General features: G+C 64.2%; 14 protein-coding genes and 1 other annotated feature. Of the genes, 6 read left to right on the forward strand and 8 right to left on the reverse strand.

Translation table 11 applies throughout. The features are described 5' to 3' along the window. Positions 1–3290 (forward strand): calcium-binding protein (locus BN1121_RS20135; RefSeq protein ID WP_043597249.1); only part of this gene is annotated, 3290 nt, incomplete at its 5' end. Positions 3291–3341: 51 nt separating this feature from the next. Here BN1121_RS20135 and hisIE read toward each other — a convergent pair. The 8 genes from hisIE to hisG are packed head-to-tail and all read right to left on the reverse strand — an operon-like array spanning position 3342 to position 10478. After that, positions 3342–3959: a bifunctional phosphoribosyl-AMP cyclohydrolase/phosphoribosyl-ATP diphosphatase HisIE gene (hisIE, locus tag BN1121_RS03445; protein ID WP_005354653.1), complete on the reverse strand. Its 618-nt coding sequence runs from the start codon at positions 3957–3959 to the stop codon at positions 3342–3344. Between the two features lie 12 nt (positions 3960–3971). Beyond that, complete coding sequence (hisF, locus tag BN1121_RS03450) at positions 3972–4769, reverse strand: imidazole glycerol phosphate synthase subunit HisF (protein WP_231552998.1); 798 nt, start codon at positions 4767–4769, stop codon at positions 3972–3974. Beyond that, a complete protein-coding gene (gene hisA, locus BN1121_RS03455; RefSeq protein ID WP_005354645.1) occupies positions 4745–5491 on the reverse strand; it encodes a 1-(5-phosphoribosyl)-5-[(5-phosphoribosylamino)methylideneamino]imidazole-4-carboxamide isomerase in 747 nt (248 codons plus the stop codon). Before hisA ends, hisF begins: the two co-directional genes overlap by 25 nt. A 5-nt stretch (positions 5492–5496) precedes the next feature. Next, complete coding sequence (hisH, locus tag BN1121_RS03460) at positions 5497–6099, reverse strand: imidazole glycerol phosphate synthase subunit HisH (protein WP_005354642.1); 603 nt, start codon at positions 6097–6099, stop codon at positions 5497–5499. Continuing rightward, positions 6100–7209 (reverse strand): bifunctional histidinol-phosphatase/imidazoleglycerol-phosphate dehydratase HisB, encoded by a 1110-nt coding sequence (gene hisB / locus BN1121_RS03465; protein ID WP_005354640.1) that lies wholly within the window; start codon positions 7207–7209, stop codon positions 6100–6102. A gap of 9 nt (positions 7210–7218) precedes the next feature. Beyond that, positions 7219–8277: a histidinol-phosphate transaminase gene (gene hisC, locus BN1121_RS03470; RefSeq protein WP_005354637.1), complete on the reverse strand. Its 1059-nt coding sequence runs from the start codon at positions 8275–8277 to the stop codon at positions 7219–7221. Between the two features lie 13 nt (positions 8278–8290). Beyond that, positions 8291–9577, reverse strand: a complete 1287-nt coding sequence (gene hisD, locus BN1121_RS03475) for a histidinol dehydrogenase (RefSeq protein ID WP_005354635.1) — start codon at positions 9575–9577, stop codon at positions 8291–8293. Between the two features lie 4 nt (positions 9578–9581). Next, a complete protein-coding gene (hisG, locus tag BN1121_RS03480) occupies positions 9582–10478 on the reverse strand; it encodes an ATP phosphoribosyltransferase (protein WP_005354631.1) in 897 nt (298 codons plus the stop codon). A 27-nt stretch (positions 10479–10505) separates the two neighbouring features. Then, positions 10506–10626, reverse strand: a sequence feature (His leader region). A gap of 212 nt (positions 10627–10838) precedes the next feature. On the opposite strand from hisG, the gene BN1121_RS03485 reads away from it, so the two are divergent. The 5 genes from BN1121_RS03485 to BN1121_RS03505 are packed head-to-tail and all read left to right on the forward strand — an operon-like array spanning position 10839 to position 15181. After that, the gene (locus BN1121_RS03485; RefSeq protein WP_043597254.1) at positions 10839–11087 is read left to right on the forward strand and encodes a hypothetical protein; all 249 of its coding nucleotides are present in this window, start codon (positions 10839–10841) and stop codon (positions 11085–11087) included. 44 nt (positions 11088–11131) lie between these two features. After that, a complete protein-coding gene (gene yoaA / locus BN1121_RS03490; protein ID WP_496196450.1) occupies positions 11132–13066 on the forward strand; it encodes a DNA repair helicase YoaA in 1935 nt (644 codons plus the stop codon). Between the two features lie 12 nt (positions 13067–13078). Beyond that, the gene (gene tsaB / locus BN1121_RS03495; RefSeq protein WP_005354623.1) at positions 13079–13768 is read left to right on the forward strand and encodes a tRNA (adenosine(37)-N6)-threonylcarbamoyltransferase complex dimerization subunit type 1 TsaB; all 690 of its coding nucleotides are present in this window, start codon (positions 13079–13081) and stop codon (positions 13766–13768) included. Between the two features lie 35 nt (positions 13769–13803). Continuing rightward, a complete protein-coding gene (locus tag BN1121_RS03500; protein WP_005354621.1) occupies positions 13804–14346 on the forward strand; it encodes a Slp family lipoprotein in 543 nt (180 codons plus the stop codon). After that, positions 14330–15181, forward strand: coding sequence for an alpha/beta fold hydrolase (locus tag BN1121_RS03505; RefSeq protein ID WP_005354619.1), 852 nt, complete (start codon positions 14330–14332; stop codon positions 15179–15181). Before BN1121_RS03500 ends, BN1121_RS03505 begins: the two co-directional genes overlap by 17 nt. The last annotated feature ends 171 nt before the right edge of the window (positions 15182–15352 follow it).

Here is a 15352-nt window from a genome sequence, read left to right on the forward strand (position 1 = left end):
CGCTCAGCGGCGGTGACGGTGACGACAGCCTGCTCGGTGGTGCCGACAACGATGTGCTCAGCGGCGGCAACGGCAACGACCTGCTGGAAGGGGGTCATGGCTTTGATGTGCTCAACGGTGAAGCCGGTAACGACACTCTGCGCGGTGGGGAAGGCAACGACACCCTTAACGGCGGCAACGGTACAGACCTGCTGGAAGGTGGGGATGGTGACGACGTCATTAAGGGAAATATCAAGGTTGCCAGCTCTACCCAGGAGTGCGACACGCTGCGAGGGGGAGCGGGTAATGACCAACTCGAGGCAGGTTACCTCAGTTGGGACAATACGTTCGAGGGCGGTACTGGCAACGACACCCTGACCGGCAGCCATGCGCGTGATACCTACCTGTTTGGACTGGGTGATGGCGCTGATGTGATTAGCGATACCTCGAATGGCTCAGGTGCCACGTCCGACGATGAGCTGCGCTTCGGTGCGGATATCGCGCAGAGCGATATCGAGGTGGTGCACGTGGGCAATGACCTGGTGTTCCGTCATATCAACGGCACGGACAGCGTGACGGTGCAGAACTGGTTTACCGCAGACTTCAGCAAGACCTATCAGTTGGAGAAGGTGACCTTTACCAGCAGTGGTGCATCGTGGAGCCAGGCCGACCTGGAGCAGATGGTGCTGACGCGCTCGGGTAGCGCAGAGAACGATACGCTGTATGGCTGGAGCGGTCAGGACCAGTTGCTTGGCGGGGAGGGTGACGACCAGCTGAACGGGGGTGATGGCAACGACACCCTGCTTGGTGGCGCCGGCAACGACAGCCTCAATGGTGGTAACGGTAACGACCTGCTGGAAGGTGAAGCCGGTACCGATTCGCTCAGCGGCGGTGACGGTAACGACACCCTGCTCGGTGGTGCCGACAACGACACCCTGGGCGGCGGCAACGGCAACGACCTGCTGGAAGGGGGTCATGGCTTTGACCTGCTCAACGGTGAAGCCGGCAACGACACTCTGCGCGGTGGGGAAGGCAACGACACCCTTAACGGTGGCGATGGTGCCGACCTGCTGGAAGGTGGGGATGGTGACGACTTTATTAGGGGAACTAACGCCGGTGCGACAGTCGTTGTGGCCGAGAACGACACCCTGCGAGGGGGGGCGGGTAATGACTGGCTTGAAGCGAGTTACACCCGTTGGGGCAATATCTTCGAGGGTGGTACCGGTAATGACACTATGACCGGCAGCCATGCACGGGATACCTATCTGTTCAATCTGGGCGACGGTGCCGACCTTATCATCGACAAGGCGAATGCTACGGGCAACGACTACAACGATGAGCTGCGCTTCGGTGCGGATATCGCGCAGAGCGATATCGAGGTGGTGCACGTGGGCAATGACCTGGTGTTCCGCCATATCAACGGCACGGATAGTGTCACGGTGCAGGGTTGGTTTAATGACAAGTTCGATAAAGCCAACCAGCTGGAGAAGGTGACCTTTACCAGCAGCGGTGCATCGTGGAGCCAGGCCGACCTGGAGCAAATGGTGATGACGCTCTCGGGGAGTGCCGGGAATGACACTCTGTACGGCTGGAGTGGTAGTGACCATCTGCTGGGCGGTGAAGGTGACGACCAGTTGAACGGGGGCGATGGCAACGACACCCTGCTTGGTGGCGCCGGCAACGACAGCCTCAATGGTGGTAACGGTAACGACCTGCTGGAAGGTGAAGCCGGTACCGATTCGCTCAGCGGCGGTGACGGTAACGACACCCTGCTCGGTGGTGCCGACAACGACACCCTGGGCGGCGGCAACGGCAACGACCTGCTGGAGGGGGGCCATGGCTTTGACCTGCTCAACGGCGATGCCGGCAACGACACTCTGCGCGGTGGGGAAGGCAACGACACCCTTAACGGTGGCGATGGTGCCGACCTGCTGGACGGTGGGGATGGTGACGACTTTATTAGGGGAACTAACGCCGGTGCGACAGTCGTTGTGGCCGAGAACGACACCCTGCGAGGGGGGGCGGGTAATGACTGGCTTGAAGCGAGTTACACCCGTTGGGGCAATATCTTCGAGGGTGGTACCGGTAATGACACTATGACCGGCAGCCATGCACGGGATACCTATCTGTTCAATCTGGGCGATGGTGCCGACCTTATCATCGACAAGGCGAATGCTACGGGCAACGACTACAACGACGAGCTGCGCTTTGGTGCAGATATCGCGCAGAGCGATATCGAGGTGGTGCGCGTGGGCAACGACCTGGTGTTCCGCCACATCAATGGCTCGGACAGTGTCACGGTGCAGGGTTGGTTTAATGACAAGTTCGATAAAGCCAACCAGCTGGAGAAGGTGACCTTTACCAGCAGCGGTGCATCGTGGAGCCAGGCCGACCTGGAGCAAATGGTGATGACGCTCTCGGGCAGTGACGGTAACGACACTTTGTATGGTGGGAATGGCCGTGACCACCTACTGGGTGGGGCGGGTAACGACCAGCTCCATGGCGGTAACGGCAATGACCAACTGGATGGGGATGAGGGCAACGACCTGCTCAGTGGTTGGGATGGCGACGACAGCCTGTTTGGTGGCGCTGGCAACGATTCTTTAGGCGGTGGCAACGGCAACGACCTGCTAGAAGGGGGTCAGGGATTCGACGCACTTTATGGTTACTCAGGCAACGACACTCTGCGCGGAGGTGAAGGCAACGACACTCTCACCGGGGGACACGAGGTCGACCTGCTGGAAGGTGGGGAGGGGGATGATGTCCTGATCGGTGGAGAACCGACCGCTGTCAACTTCCGTGGCGTGGAGGGGGATACTTTGCGTGGTGGAGCGGGCAATGATTTGTTGCAAGCAGGCAACCAGTGGAGCTCTGGCCGCACTTACGAGGGTGGCACGGGTAATGACACGCTGATGGGAAGTTATGTACGAGATACCTACTTGTTCAATCTGGGTGATGGTGCCGACGTGATCATCGACGAGTCGAAGGGCTCGGGTGATGATTACAACGACGAGCTGCGCTTTGGTGCTGGTATTGCTTCCGACAAGCTCTGGTTCCAGCGCAGTGACAAGGATCTCCGGATCTCTGTGCAGGGCGGTGCCGATTCCATCACGGTGAGCAACTGGTTTGCCGGCGCGGCTAACCAGATTGAGACCCTGGTGGCGGGCGATGGCAAGCGCCTGCTCTCGTCCCAGGTGCAGGCGCTGGTCGATGCCATGGCGGCGTTTAACCCGCCTGCTTCTGGTGCGACCTCGGGTCAGCCTGGCGATCAGGGGGAGTTGGCCACATTGGTGAGCTCCAGCTGGCAGTAACGCTCAGCGCTGTGTTGTAAATCGTTAAGGGAGGCATGATGCCTCCCTTTTTTATTGTTGATGTCGTTCGAAGAGGCGCTGCACCACGTCTTGCAAGGCCAGCCCCTCGTTTTGCAACAGCACCGTCAGGTGGTAGAGCAGATCCGCCGACTCGTTGATGAGCTCTTCTCTGTCCTTGGCCATGGCCGCCAGGGCCACCTCGACCCCCTCTTCCCCCACCTTCTGGGCGATGCGCTTGGTGCCCTTGCCGTAGAGGCGGGCGGTGTAGCTGCTCTCGGGATCGACCCCCTTGCGTGCGGCCAGCAGCTGCTCGAGCTCGGCGAGAAAGCCCAGCGGCGGCAGCGGGTGGCCATCGAAGCAGGAGACGTTGCCCAGATGGCAGGTGGGGCCGACCGGCTCGGCGGCGATCAGCAGGCTGTCGCGATCGCAGTCGGTGGTGATGGCCTTGAGGGTGAGCACGTTGCCCGAGCTCTCCCCCTTGGTCCACAGGCGCTGCTTGCTGCGGCTAAAGAAGGTGACCTGGCCGCTGGCCAGGGTTTTTTCCAGGGCTTCCTGGTTCATGAAGCCCTGCATCAGCACCTGGCCGCTGTGGGCGTGCTGCACGATGGCGGGGATCAGGTTGTCACACTTGGCCCAGTCCAGGCTCTGGCTATCGAAAGAGATGGTCATTGCACGCCCTCCTTAACTGCGAATGGCGATACCCTGGCCCTTGAGCCAGGACTTGAGTTCGGGAATGGGGATGATCCCCTTGTGAAAGACGGAGGCGGCCAGCGCCCCGTCCACGTCGGCCAGGGTGAAGGCGTCGCGAAAGTGCTCCATGGCGCCGGCGCCGCCCGAGGCGATCAGTGGCACCTTGCACAGGGCACGCACCGCCTTGAGCTGCTCGATGTCGTAGCCCTGGCGCATGCCATCCTGGTTCATCACGTTGAGGACGATCTCGCCGGCCCCCCGCCGTTGCACCTCCTGCACCCACTCCTGAGTGGTCCAGGCCGTGGTGCGGGTGCGGCTCTCGTCGCCGGTGAACTGCTTGACCTGATATTGGCCGCTCTGGGCGTCGAAGTAGGAGTCGATGCCCACCACCACGCACTGCACCCCGAAGCGCTCGGCCAGCCGGGTGATGAGGGTGGGATCGGCCAGGGCCGGTGAGTTGATGGAGATCTTGTCGGCGCCAAACTCGAGCACCTGGCGGGCATCCTCCACGCATCGGATGCCGCCGGCGACGCAGAAGGGGATGTCGATCACCTCCGCCACCCGGCTCACCCAGCTCTTGTCGACCACTCGGGCGTCGCTCGAGGCGGTGATGTCGTAAAAGACCAGCTCGTCCGCCCCCTCGGCCGCATAGCGGCGGGCCAGGGCGACGATATCGCCCATTACCTCGTGATTACGAAACTGCACCCCTTTGACCACCACGCCATCTTTGACGTCGAGGCAGGGGATGATGCGACGTGCCAACATCAGCGCACCTCCTGGTTGGCCCAGCAGGCGATCGCCTCGGCCACGGTGAATTTGCCCTCGAGCAGGGCACGCCCGAGGATGATGCCGGCGACCCCCGATCCCTTGAGCGCCTCGATGTCGGCGAGGGTGCCGATGCCGCCGGAGGCCTGAAAGGCAACTTGCGGGAAGCGGGCGCAGAGATCCCGGTAGAGATCGACGTTGGTGCCGGCCAGGGTGCCGTCGCGGCTGATGTCGGTGCACAGCACATGTTTAAGCCCGGCGGGCAGGAAGGCCTCGATGAGCGACTCTATGGTGGTGTCGCTCTGCTCCTGCCAGCCGGCCACGGCGATGCGGCGCACCCCATCGCTCCCTATGTTCACATCCAGCGCCAACACGATGCGCTCGGGGCCGTATTGCGCCATCCAGCCCATCACCAGTGCCTGGCTCTTGACGGCGGTGGAGCCCACCACCACCCGGTTGGCGCCGGCGGCGAGCAGATCGGCCACATCCTGCTCGGCGCGCACGCCACCGCCGACCTGCACCGGGGCGGCAGTGCTGGCCAGCAGCTCGCGCAGCAGGGGAAGCTGGCGGGCGGCGGCGTTCTTGGCGCCGTCGAGATCGACCAGGTGAAGCTGCTGCGCCCCCTGGCCCACGTAGTCGTCGAAGCGCCCCTGGGGATCGCTCGAGTATTCGGTCTTCTGGCCGTAGTCCCCCTGGTAGAGGCGCACCACCTGGCCGTTTATCAAGTCAATGGCGGGAATGATCATGCCGGTCACAGCTCCAGAAAGTTTTGCAAAAGGCGGGCCCCCACGGCGCCGGAGCGCTCCGGGTGAAACTGCGCGCCGAAGAAGTTGTCACGCCCGGCGATGGCGGTGAACGGCTGGCCGTAGTCGCAGGTGGCCAGGGTCGCCTCGGTCACCTCCAGCGCGTAGGAGTGGACGAAGTAGAAGTGGCTGCCGCTCGGGATCCCCTTGAGCAGGGGGTGGGTCTCGTCGTGCCACACCTGGTTCCAGCCCATATGTGGCAGACGCAGATCGCCGACCTGCATCAGGCGGATCTTGCCCGGAATGATGCCCAGGCACTCGATGTCGGTCTCGCCCCCCATGCGCTCTTCGGAAGAGGCGGCCAGCATCTGCATGCCGAGGCAAAAGCCGAGCAGGGGTTGGGTGGCGGCGCGAATGAGCGGCACTAGTGCGCGATCGCTTAAGTTCTGCATGGCCGCCACCGCCGTGCCTACCCCGGGCAGGATCAACTTGTCGGCGGCGGCGATGATGTTTGCCTCGCGGCTCACCACCGGGTTGACCCCGAGCCGCTCGAAGGCCATGCGCACCGAGGCGAGATTCGCACAGCCCGTGTCGATGATTACCAGCTTCATTCAGAGCACCCCCTTGCTGGAGGGGAGATCGCTGCCCTCGACCCGCACCGCCTGGCGCAGGGCGCGGCCGAAGCCCTTGAACAGGGCCTCCACCTGGTGGTGGGTGTTGCCGCTGCCCACCTTCATCTGCAAGGTGATGGCCATGGCGTCGGAGAGGGAGCGAAAGAAATGGGGCACCATCTCGGTGGCCAGATCCCCCACCCGGTCGCGGCCAAAGCCGGCCGGGCAGTCGAAGACGAAGTAGGGGCGGCCGCTCAAGTCCATGGCCGTGGCCACCTCCTGCTCGGTCAAGGGGCGGGCGTCGATGACCGCCTGCACCTCGTCCATGGCGAGCACGAAGCCAAAGCGCCCGATGCCGCGCTTGGTGCCGAGCGCCGCCTTGAGGGCCTGACCCAGGGCGATGCCGGTGTCTTCCACCGTGTGGTGATCGTCGATATGCAGATCGCCGCTCACCTCGACTTCCATGTGGATCCCGGCGTGGGTGGCAATCTGATCGAGCATGTGATCGAAGAAACCCAGCCCCGTGCTGATGCGGTTGCCGCCGGCCTGGTCGAGATCCACCGCGATGCGGATCCGGGTCTCTCGGGTGTTGCGCTCCACCTCGGCCTTGCGGCCGCGCCCGAGCAACTGGTCGCGAATGGCGAGCCAGCCGTTCTCAGTCGGGTGGTAGCGAATGCCGGCGATCCCCATGTTCTCGGCGAGTTGCAGATCGGTCTGGCGATCGCCGATGACAAACGAGTTGCCACGGTCGATGCGGCCCGCGGCCAGGTACTCCCTGACCAGACCCAGGTTGGGTTTGCGGCAGGCGCAGCCGTCACCCGGGAAGTGGGGGCAGATGAGCACCTGCTCCCAGTGCACCCCCTGGGATTCGAAGAGGTGCATCATCAGGTCGTGGGGTGGCTGGAAGTGCTCCAGGGGCAGGCTGGCGGTGCCGAGGCCATCCTGGTTGGTGACCATCACCAGGGTGTAGCCGGCGGCCTGCAGCTCGCGCAGCACCGGGATCACCATGGGCTCGAAGCGCAGCTTGTCGAGGCGGTCCACCTGCTTGTCGCTGACCGGCTCCTCGATGAGGGTGCCGTCGCGGTCGATGAAGAGGATTGGGGCAGTCATGGGATCTCCTTATCGTATGTCGCGCAGCACGTTGACCACGGCGTCCATCTCGCCGCGATAACCCACCGTAATGCGCACCGAATCGTTTAAACCGGGCTTGCTCGAGAAGTCGCGCAGTATGATGCCGGCCTCCTTCATGGCGGCGAACACCCGGGCACCATCGTCAAAGCGCACCAGCACGAAGTTGCCCTTGTCCTCGAAGATCTCGGTGACGCAGGGCAGTGCCGCGAGCTCGGCCTTGAGCCGCGCCTTCTGGGCGTTGAGTTCACGCACTCGCTCCTGCATCAGGGTCAGCCCCTTGGCCGAGAGGGCCTCGGCCGCAATCTGGGCCACCGGATCCGGGATGGGGTAGGGGGCGATCACCTTGGAGAGCAGGGCGATCACCTCGCCGGCGGCCAGGGTGAAACCGCAGCGGATCCCGGCCAGGGCAAACGCCTTGGAGAGGGTCCGGGTCACCACCAGGTTGGGGAAGCGCGCCAGCAGGTCGACCACGCTTGCCTCGGGGCAGAACTCGATGTAGGCCTCGTCCACGACGATGAGGGCGCGATCGCTGGCGGCCTCGAGCAGCTCATTGAGTCCCTCGCGCCCCACCAGATCCCCGGTCGGGTTGTTGGGGGAGCAGAGAAACACCAGCTTCACGTCCGACAGGCGGCTCTTGATCTCGGGCCAGTCAGGCTGGCGGGCGGCGGTGAGGGGTACCTCGACAATGCCGACGCCGCAGGTCTCGGCGCTGATGGCGTACATGCCGTAGGTGGGGGGACAGATGAGGATCTGATCCTGCCCCGCCTCGCAGAAGGTGCGGATGAGCAGCTCGATCGCCTCGTCGGCGCCGCGACTGACCAGCACCTGCTCGTCCGCTACTCCGGCGTAGGCGGCATAGGCGGCGATCACCGCGGGGGGTTGGCACTCGGGGTAGCGGTTGAGTCGCGCCGGGTCGATGATGAAGGGGTAGGCCAGGGGGGCCTCGTTGGCGTTGAGCCAGACGTTGCCCTGGCCGCCGATGCGACGGGCCGATTGGTAGGGGGTGAGTGCGCGCACCGCGCGCCGTGCCAGGTCCTTGATACTCATGCTCTGTTCCTTGTTATTTCAGCGCGGCCAGACGCAGGGTCACGGCATTCTCGTGGGCGCCCAGCCCCTCGGCGCGGGCGATGCACTCGACCACGAGGCCGAGCCTCTTGAGTCCCTCGGCGCTCAGCTCCTGCACCGTGTAGCGGCGCTGGTAGTCGGCGAGCCCCAGGCTCGAGCAGGTGCGCGCGTAGCCGTAGGTGGGCAGGGTGTGGTTGGTGCCGCTGGCGTAGTCACCCACCGATTCCGGGGTCCAGGGGCCGAGGAAGATGGAGCCGGCATTCTCGAGCCTGTCGAGCAAATCGCGCGGCGCCCGGGTCTGCACGATGAGATGCTCGGGGGCGTAGGCGTTGGAGATGGCGCACGCCTCGTCAAGATCGTGGCACAGCAGGATCAGGCTGCTGCGAAGGGCCTCGGCGGCGATGTCGCGGCGTGTCAGCCCGGCGAGCTGGCGGGAGAGCGCCGCCTGCACCTGGTCGGCCAAGGCCGGGGCATCGGTCACCAGCACCACCTGACTGTCCGGACCGTGCTCGGCCTGGGAGAGCAGATCGGCGGCCACGAACTCGGGGTTGGCCGATTCATCGGCGATCACCAGCACCTCGGAGGGACCGGCCGGCATGTCGATGGCGGCGCCACGCACGTCCTGGCTTACCTGGCGCTTGGCCTCAGTCACGTAGCTGTTGCCGGGGCCGAAGATCTTGTCGACCTTGGGGATGCTCTCGGTGCCGTAGGCCATGGCGGCGATGGCCTGGGCGCCGCCGATGGCGAACACCTTCTCGACCCCGCAGGCGCGGGCGGCAAACAGGATCTCGTCGCTGGCCGGCGAGGGGGTGCAGAGCACCACCTCACGGCAGCCGGCGAGGGCCGCCGGCACGGCCAGCATCATGACGGTAGAGGGGAGCGGGGCGCTGCCCCCCGGTACGTAGAGGCCGACCCGTCCGATGGGCTGGGTGCGCAGCTCACACACCACGCCGGGTTGGGTCTCGATGCGCAGCACCGGCTGGGCCTGGGCGGCGTGGAAGGTGCGGATGTTGCCGATGGCCTGGCGGATGGCGGCTTTAATCTCCTCCCCCAGGCGCGCCTCGGCGGCGTCGAACTCGGCTCGGCTGACGCGCAGGGTCTCGCGCGGGGCGCGCTCGAAGCGGGCGGAGAGCTCGCGCAGTGCCGCGTCACCGCGGCGTTGCACCTCGCTAATGATGCCGCGCACCGTGCTCTCGAGGGTGTCGGCGTTGGCCAGGGCCGGGCGGGCCAGCAAGCTGCGCTGTTGGTCCGGGGCCAGGGTGTTCCAGATCAGGGTCTGCATGGCGTTACTCCATCATCTTCTCGATGGGCAGCACCAGAATGGAGCTGGCACCCAGGGCCTTGAGACGCTCCATGGTCTCCCAGAACAGGGTCTCGCTCGAGACGACATGCAGGGCAACCTGATTGGTGTCACCGGCCAGCTGCATGATGGTGGGGCGCTCGGCCCCCGGCAGCAAGGAGGTGATGGCCTCGAGCTTCTCCTTGGGGGCGTGCAGCATGATGTACTTGCTCTCGCGCGCCTGTAGCATGCCCTGGATACGTGGCATCAGCTTGTCGATGAGCTGCTGCTTGCCGGTCTCAAGGGGCTGGGCGGCCTGCACCAGCACAGCCTTGGAGCGGTAGATCACCTCGACCTCCTTGAGACCGTTGGCCTCCAGGGTCGCTCCGGTGGAGACCAGATCGCAGATGGCGTCGGCGAGCCCGGCGCGCGGGGCCACTTCGACCGAGCCGCCCAGCATCACGCTCTTGAAGGGGAGGCCGCGCTCGGCGAAGAAGCGACCGAGCAGCCCGGGGTAGGAGGTGGCGATACGCTTGCCGGCCAGACACTCGGCACCTGTGTACTCCATCTCGCGCGGCACGGCGAGCGACAGGCGGCAGCCACCGAAATCGAGTTGTCTGAGCACCTTGACGTCGGCGGCCTGGCCCAGGGCGCGGCGGCGCAGCTGCTCCTCTTCGAGCACGTTCTCGCCGATGATGCCGAGATCGACCACGCCGTCCATCACCAACCCGGGGATGTCATCGTCACGCACCCGCAGGATGTCGATGGGCATGTTCTCCACGTGGGCGATGAGACGCTGCTCCAGAAGGTTTATCTTGAGGCCGCAGCTTTTCAGCAGGGCCTGGGAGTCCTGACTCAGGCGACCGGACTTTTGCATGGCGATACGCAGACGTTGTGTTTCCATTGCTCGATTTTCCTTCGTATTAAAAACAAAAAACCCTCGGAAGCTGTGCTTCCGAGGGTCTGGGGATCGAGGGCCTGCGGAAGTCACCGGTATCGGTCTTCCAGCAGCCAACCTCCTGAAAGACTAGTCGGGATGGTGGTGGTGATGGTGACGGGTCTTCAGCAGGTTGAACATGATGTAAATCTCTCTTTACGAATAAGGTTTCCAGTACGGAATGAGTTTTAACTTACCGGTCTGGTCAGAAATTGCAACCCCGTGACTGAAAAATAGTCGCGCTTATCAAGCTGGCCGCTTTGCGGCCGATAAGTGATCAGTCCATCTTTAAGGGAGTCCGGTCGTCTACCGGACAGGGAGCGCACCATGGCCAATCAGGATCTGATCTTCTCCATCCTGCCCCGTGCGCCGGCAACGCCGGGCAGCGAGCCCATCTCCCGCGAAGTGAGGGCGATCGGCAAGAAACCCAGGGTCTCCGAGAGCACGGCCGATCCCAAGGATCGCCGCAATGAGCATCACTCGTCAGGTAAGCCTGTGAAGCAAGAAGAGGTGCAGGATCAGGAGCCGGAATCCTTCCCGGACGATCCCCCCCACCAGATCGATCTCTTCGTCTGAGCGACGCTTTTGGTATACTCGGCTTTTTCGCCGGAATGCCTGCCTTGACCACTGTCTCGACCCTGTTTGCCCCCGATGGCTCCCTCTCCCGTCACATCGACGGCTTTGTCGCTCGCGCCCCCCAGTTGGAGATGGCCGAGGCGGTGGAGCGCGCCATCGACAGCCACGGGCGTCTGTTAGTGGAGGCGGGGACTGGCACCGGCAAGACCTACGCCTATCTGGTGCCGGCCCTTCATTCGGGCAAGCGCGTGGTGATCAGCACCGGCTCCAAGAACCTGCAAGAGCAGCTCTACCACCGGGACTTGCCGACCATCATAGGCGCGCTCGACTACGCCCGTCCGGTGGCCCTGCTCAAGGGGCGCAGCAACTATCTGTGCCTCGAGCGCCTCAACAACCTGATGAGCGAGTCCCACCTGCAGAAGGCCGAGGTGCTGGCCGATCTGGTCAAGGTCAAGTCCTGGTCTGGTACCACCAGCACGGGGGACGTGGGGGATATCCCGGGTCTGCAAGAGAACGCCGAGATCCTGCCCCATATCACCAGTACCAACGACAACTGCCTCGGGCGCGACTGCCCCTACTACGAGGATTGCCATCTGGTGATCGCCCGTCGCCGCGCCATGGAGGCTCAGGTGGTGGTGATCAACCATCACCTCTTCTTCGCCGATCTGGCGGTGAAAGACACGGGATTTGGCGAGTTGGTGCCCGAAGCCCAGGTGTATGTGTTCGATGAGGCGCACCAGCTGCCCGAGATTGCCACCAACTATTTTGGCAAGTCGCTCTCGAGTCGTACCCTGCAAGACCTTGCCCAGGACATCCAGCTGGCCTATCGCAGCGAGGCGCAGGACATGAACCAGCTTGGCAAGGGGGCGGACAGGCTGCAGATCGCCAGCCAGGATCTGCGCCTGGCCTTTGGCATGGAGAGCGGACGCGGCAACACCCGCGACATGATGAAAAGCAGCCACTGGGGCCAGGCGCTGGCGCGCCTCACCGATGCCCTCTCGCTCTGTTACGACGTGCTCAAGATAGCGCTCGGGCGTGGCGAGCGGCTCGATCAGTGTTTCGAGCGGGTGAGCGAGGTGAAAAGCCGCCTGAGCGAGGTGCTCTCGTTCGGGGAAACCGGCTGCTCCTACTGGTACGAGTGCACCCGACTGCACTTCTCATTGAATCTGACCCCCCTCTCGGTGGCCGAGCGCTTCAATGCCGAGGTGCAGCGCCCCGAGGTGAGCTGGGTCTTCACCTCGGCCACCCTGACGGTGGATGGCCACTTTGCCCACTTCGCCGGCGAGATGGGGCTCGGCGGCAGCGCCGAGCTGACCCTGGACAGCCCGTTCGATTACGCCGAGCAGGCGCGCCTGTGCGTGCCGCGTTTCTTGCCCGAGCCAAACGCCTTCGGGCGCGGTGAGCGGCTCGCCAGCACCATGATTCCGCTTATCAACCGTACCCCGGGCGGCTGTTTCTTCCTCTGCACCAGCCACCAGGCGATGCGCCAGGTCACTGAGGTGCTGCGCCGCGAAATTGGCCGCACCGTGCTGATGCAGGGGGAGGAGAACAAGTCGCAGCTGCTCAAGCGCTTCGTCGAGAACGGTCGCGCCGTACTGGTCGCCACCGCCAGCTTCTGGGAGGGGATCGACGTGCGGGGGGCGGCCCTCTCGTGTGTTATCATCGACAAGTTGCCCTTCGCCTCCCCCGACGATCCCCTGCTCAAGGCGCGTATCGAGGATTGTCGTCTGCGCGGCGGCGATCCCTTCTTCGATGTGCAGCTGCCCAAGGCGGTGATTGCCCTCAAGCAGGGGGTGGGTCGCCTTATCCGCGATCGGGGCGATCATGGGGTGCTGGTCATCTGCGACCCCCGCATGGTCAACCGCGCCTATGGCGCCACCTTTATCAAGAGCCTGCCGGCCATTCCCCGCACCCGGGAGTTGGAGCGGCTGGGCGAGTTTTTCCGCGAGGGCACTGCGCCTTCGCCAAGCAATGTGTAAGGAAATAGCGTGTTGAAGATCCTGGCCGTCGATACTGCCACCGAAGCCTGCTCCGCCGCCCTGCTGATGGGCGAGCAGGTGTTTGCCCGTTATGAAGAGGCGCCCCGCGACCACACCCGCAAGATCCTGCCCATGGTGCAGTCCCTGCTCGACGAGGCGGGTATCACGCTGGCGGATCTCGACGCCATCGCCTTTGGCCGCGGCCCCGGCTCTTTCACCGGCGTGCGCATCGGCATCGGCGTGGCGCAGGGGCTGGCGCTCGGCGCCGAGAAACCCCTCATCGGTGTCTCCACCCTGGCAGCCATGGCTCAAGGCGCCTGGCGCCGCGACGGTGCGCGTCAGGTGCTCGCCGCCATCGATGCGCGCATGAACGAGGTCTACTTCGGCCGCTTTGAGATCCGTGAGGGCTTGATGGCTCCGGTTCAGGAAGAGTGTGTTATTGATCCTCAGGTGCTGGCCGCCGAGCCGACCCTGGCGGGCCGTTGGCACACCATAGGTACCGGCTTTGCCACCTACGGTGATGTGCTGCAGTTGGCCACCGAGCAGGTGCCGGCCAGTGTGCCTGCGCTGCCGATGGCCGAGGACATGCTGCCGCTCGCCCGCGCCGCCTGGCTGGCCGGTGAGGCGGTAGCGGTTGAGGCCGCGACCCCCGTATACTTGCGGGACAAAGTGACCTGGAAGAAACTGCCGGGTCGGGAATAATCGGAGAGGAGACCCCTCTCCTTGGAGGGTTGAGTATGGCGGGTTCATCGAAGCACTCACGGCTGACTACCTTGCTGCTGGGGGCGGCGACGCTGCTCCTTTCGGCCTGCGGCACAGTGCCGCGCGAGCTCGCCTACGAGCCCGAGTCGGCGCTGGTGCCGTTCAAGCCGGCGCTGGAGCAGCCCGGCGCCATGGCGCGCTGGAGCGGGGTCATCGCCGAGGTGCGCAACGAGCCGAGCCGCAGCGTGGTCGAAGTGGTGGAGCTGCCGCTCAAATCCAACGGGGTGCCGCAGCAGACCGAGCAGAGTGCGGGACGCTTTCTCGCCATCATGCCGGGCTTTGTGGATCCCACCCTCTATGCCAAGGGGCGCTCCCTGAGCGTGCTCGGTAAGGTGGCGGCGCCGGTCGAGGGCAAGATAGGGGAGCATCCCTACCGTTTTGCCGTGCTTGAGGTGGACAAGAGCAAGCTTTGGCCACCGGTCAAAGAGGTCGAGGTGCGTTACGCCGATCCCTTCTTTGACGACCCCTTCTACGATCCCTTCTGGCCGCGGCGCTCCTTCTATGGCCTGCCGCGCTGAAGCCGGTGAGATCCGGCTCGATGACGGGCGGCGGGTCGCCTTTCAACGCTGGGGGGAGCCCGAGGCTCCCCTGATCCTCGCCCTCCATGGCTGGCTCGATAACAGCGAGAGCTTCCAGCCCCTGGCCGCTCATCTCGACCGATTCAATCTGGTCGCTATCGACCTGCCCGGCCACGGCCATTCGGACCATAAGTCGACCCCTTATGTCTTCGTCGACTGGCTGGACGATCTCCATCGCATCATCCGGGCGGCGGGTTGGGATCGCTTCATCCTGCTCGGCCACTCCCTCGGGGCACTGATCGCCTCGGCCTATGCCGGGGTCTTTCCCGAACAGGTCTCTCACCTCATCCTGCTCGAGGGGCTTGGTCCCCTGACGCAGCCCGACCGTGAGGTGCCGGGGCAGATCCGCCGGGTGCTGGAGAGCCGCACTCGCACCGCCCGGCGTCAGCACCCAGGTTTTGTCACGCTGGAGCAGGCGGTTGAGGCCCGTTGTCAGGTCGGCGATCTGTCGCCACAGACGGCCCGTCTCATCGTGGCTCGCGCCTTGGACGAGCGGGAGGGGCGCTGGCATTGGCGCAGCGATCCCGCCTTGCGTGAGCGCACGCCGCTGCGGATGAGCGAGGGGCAGGCGAGGGCGCTGCTCGGGGCTATTACGGCGCCCGTGCTGCTGCTACAAGGAACCCGCGGCTACCCCGAGCTGAGCCGTCAGCTGGCCGAGCGACGAGAGGTCATCGGGCACCTGGAATCGGGTCAGGTCGACGGGGGGCATCACTTCCATATGGAAGATCCTGCATTTACCGCCACTTGTATCGAAAAATTCTGCCTTATCCGGTAGAATCCACGCCCTACGTCACTATTCGTTCAATTCAATCCAGTCTCACTCTGTTAAATCGCTGTTAATTCAATGTTCCTTGTGTCACCATGTGACTACCTTAGAGCTCTAGCTCAAAACAGCCGATTGAATGATCCAGGGATGGAGGAAACAGGGTGAGCGCACAGGTGCTTT

Origin of the sequence: Aeromonas diversa CDC 2478-85, assembly GCF_000819805.1 — a bacterium.
Taxonomy (GTDB): Bacteria; Pseudomonadota; Gammaproteobacteria; order Enterobacterales; family Aeromonadaceae; genus Aeromonas; species Aeromonas diversa.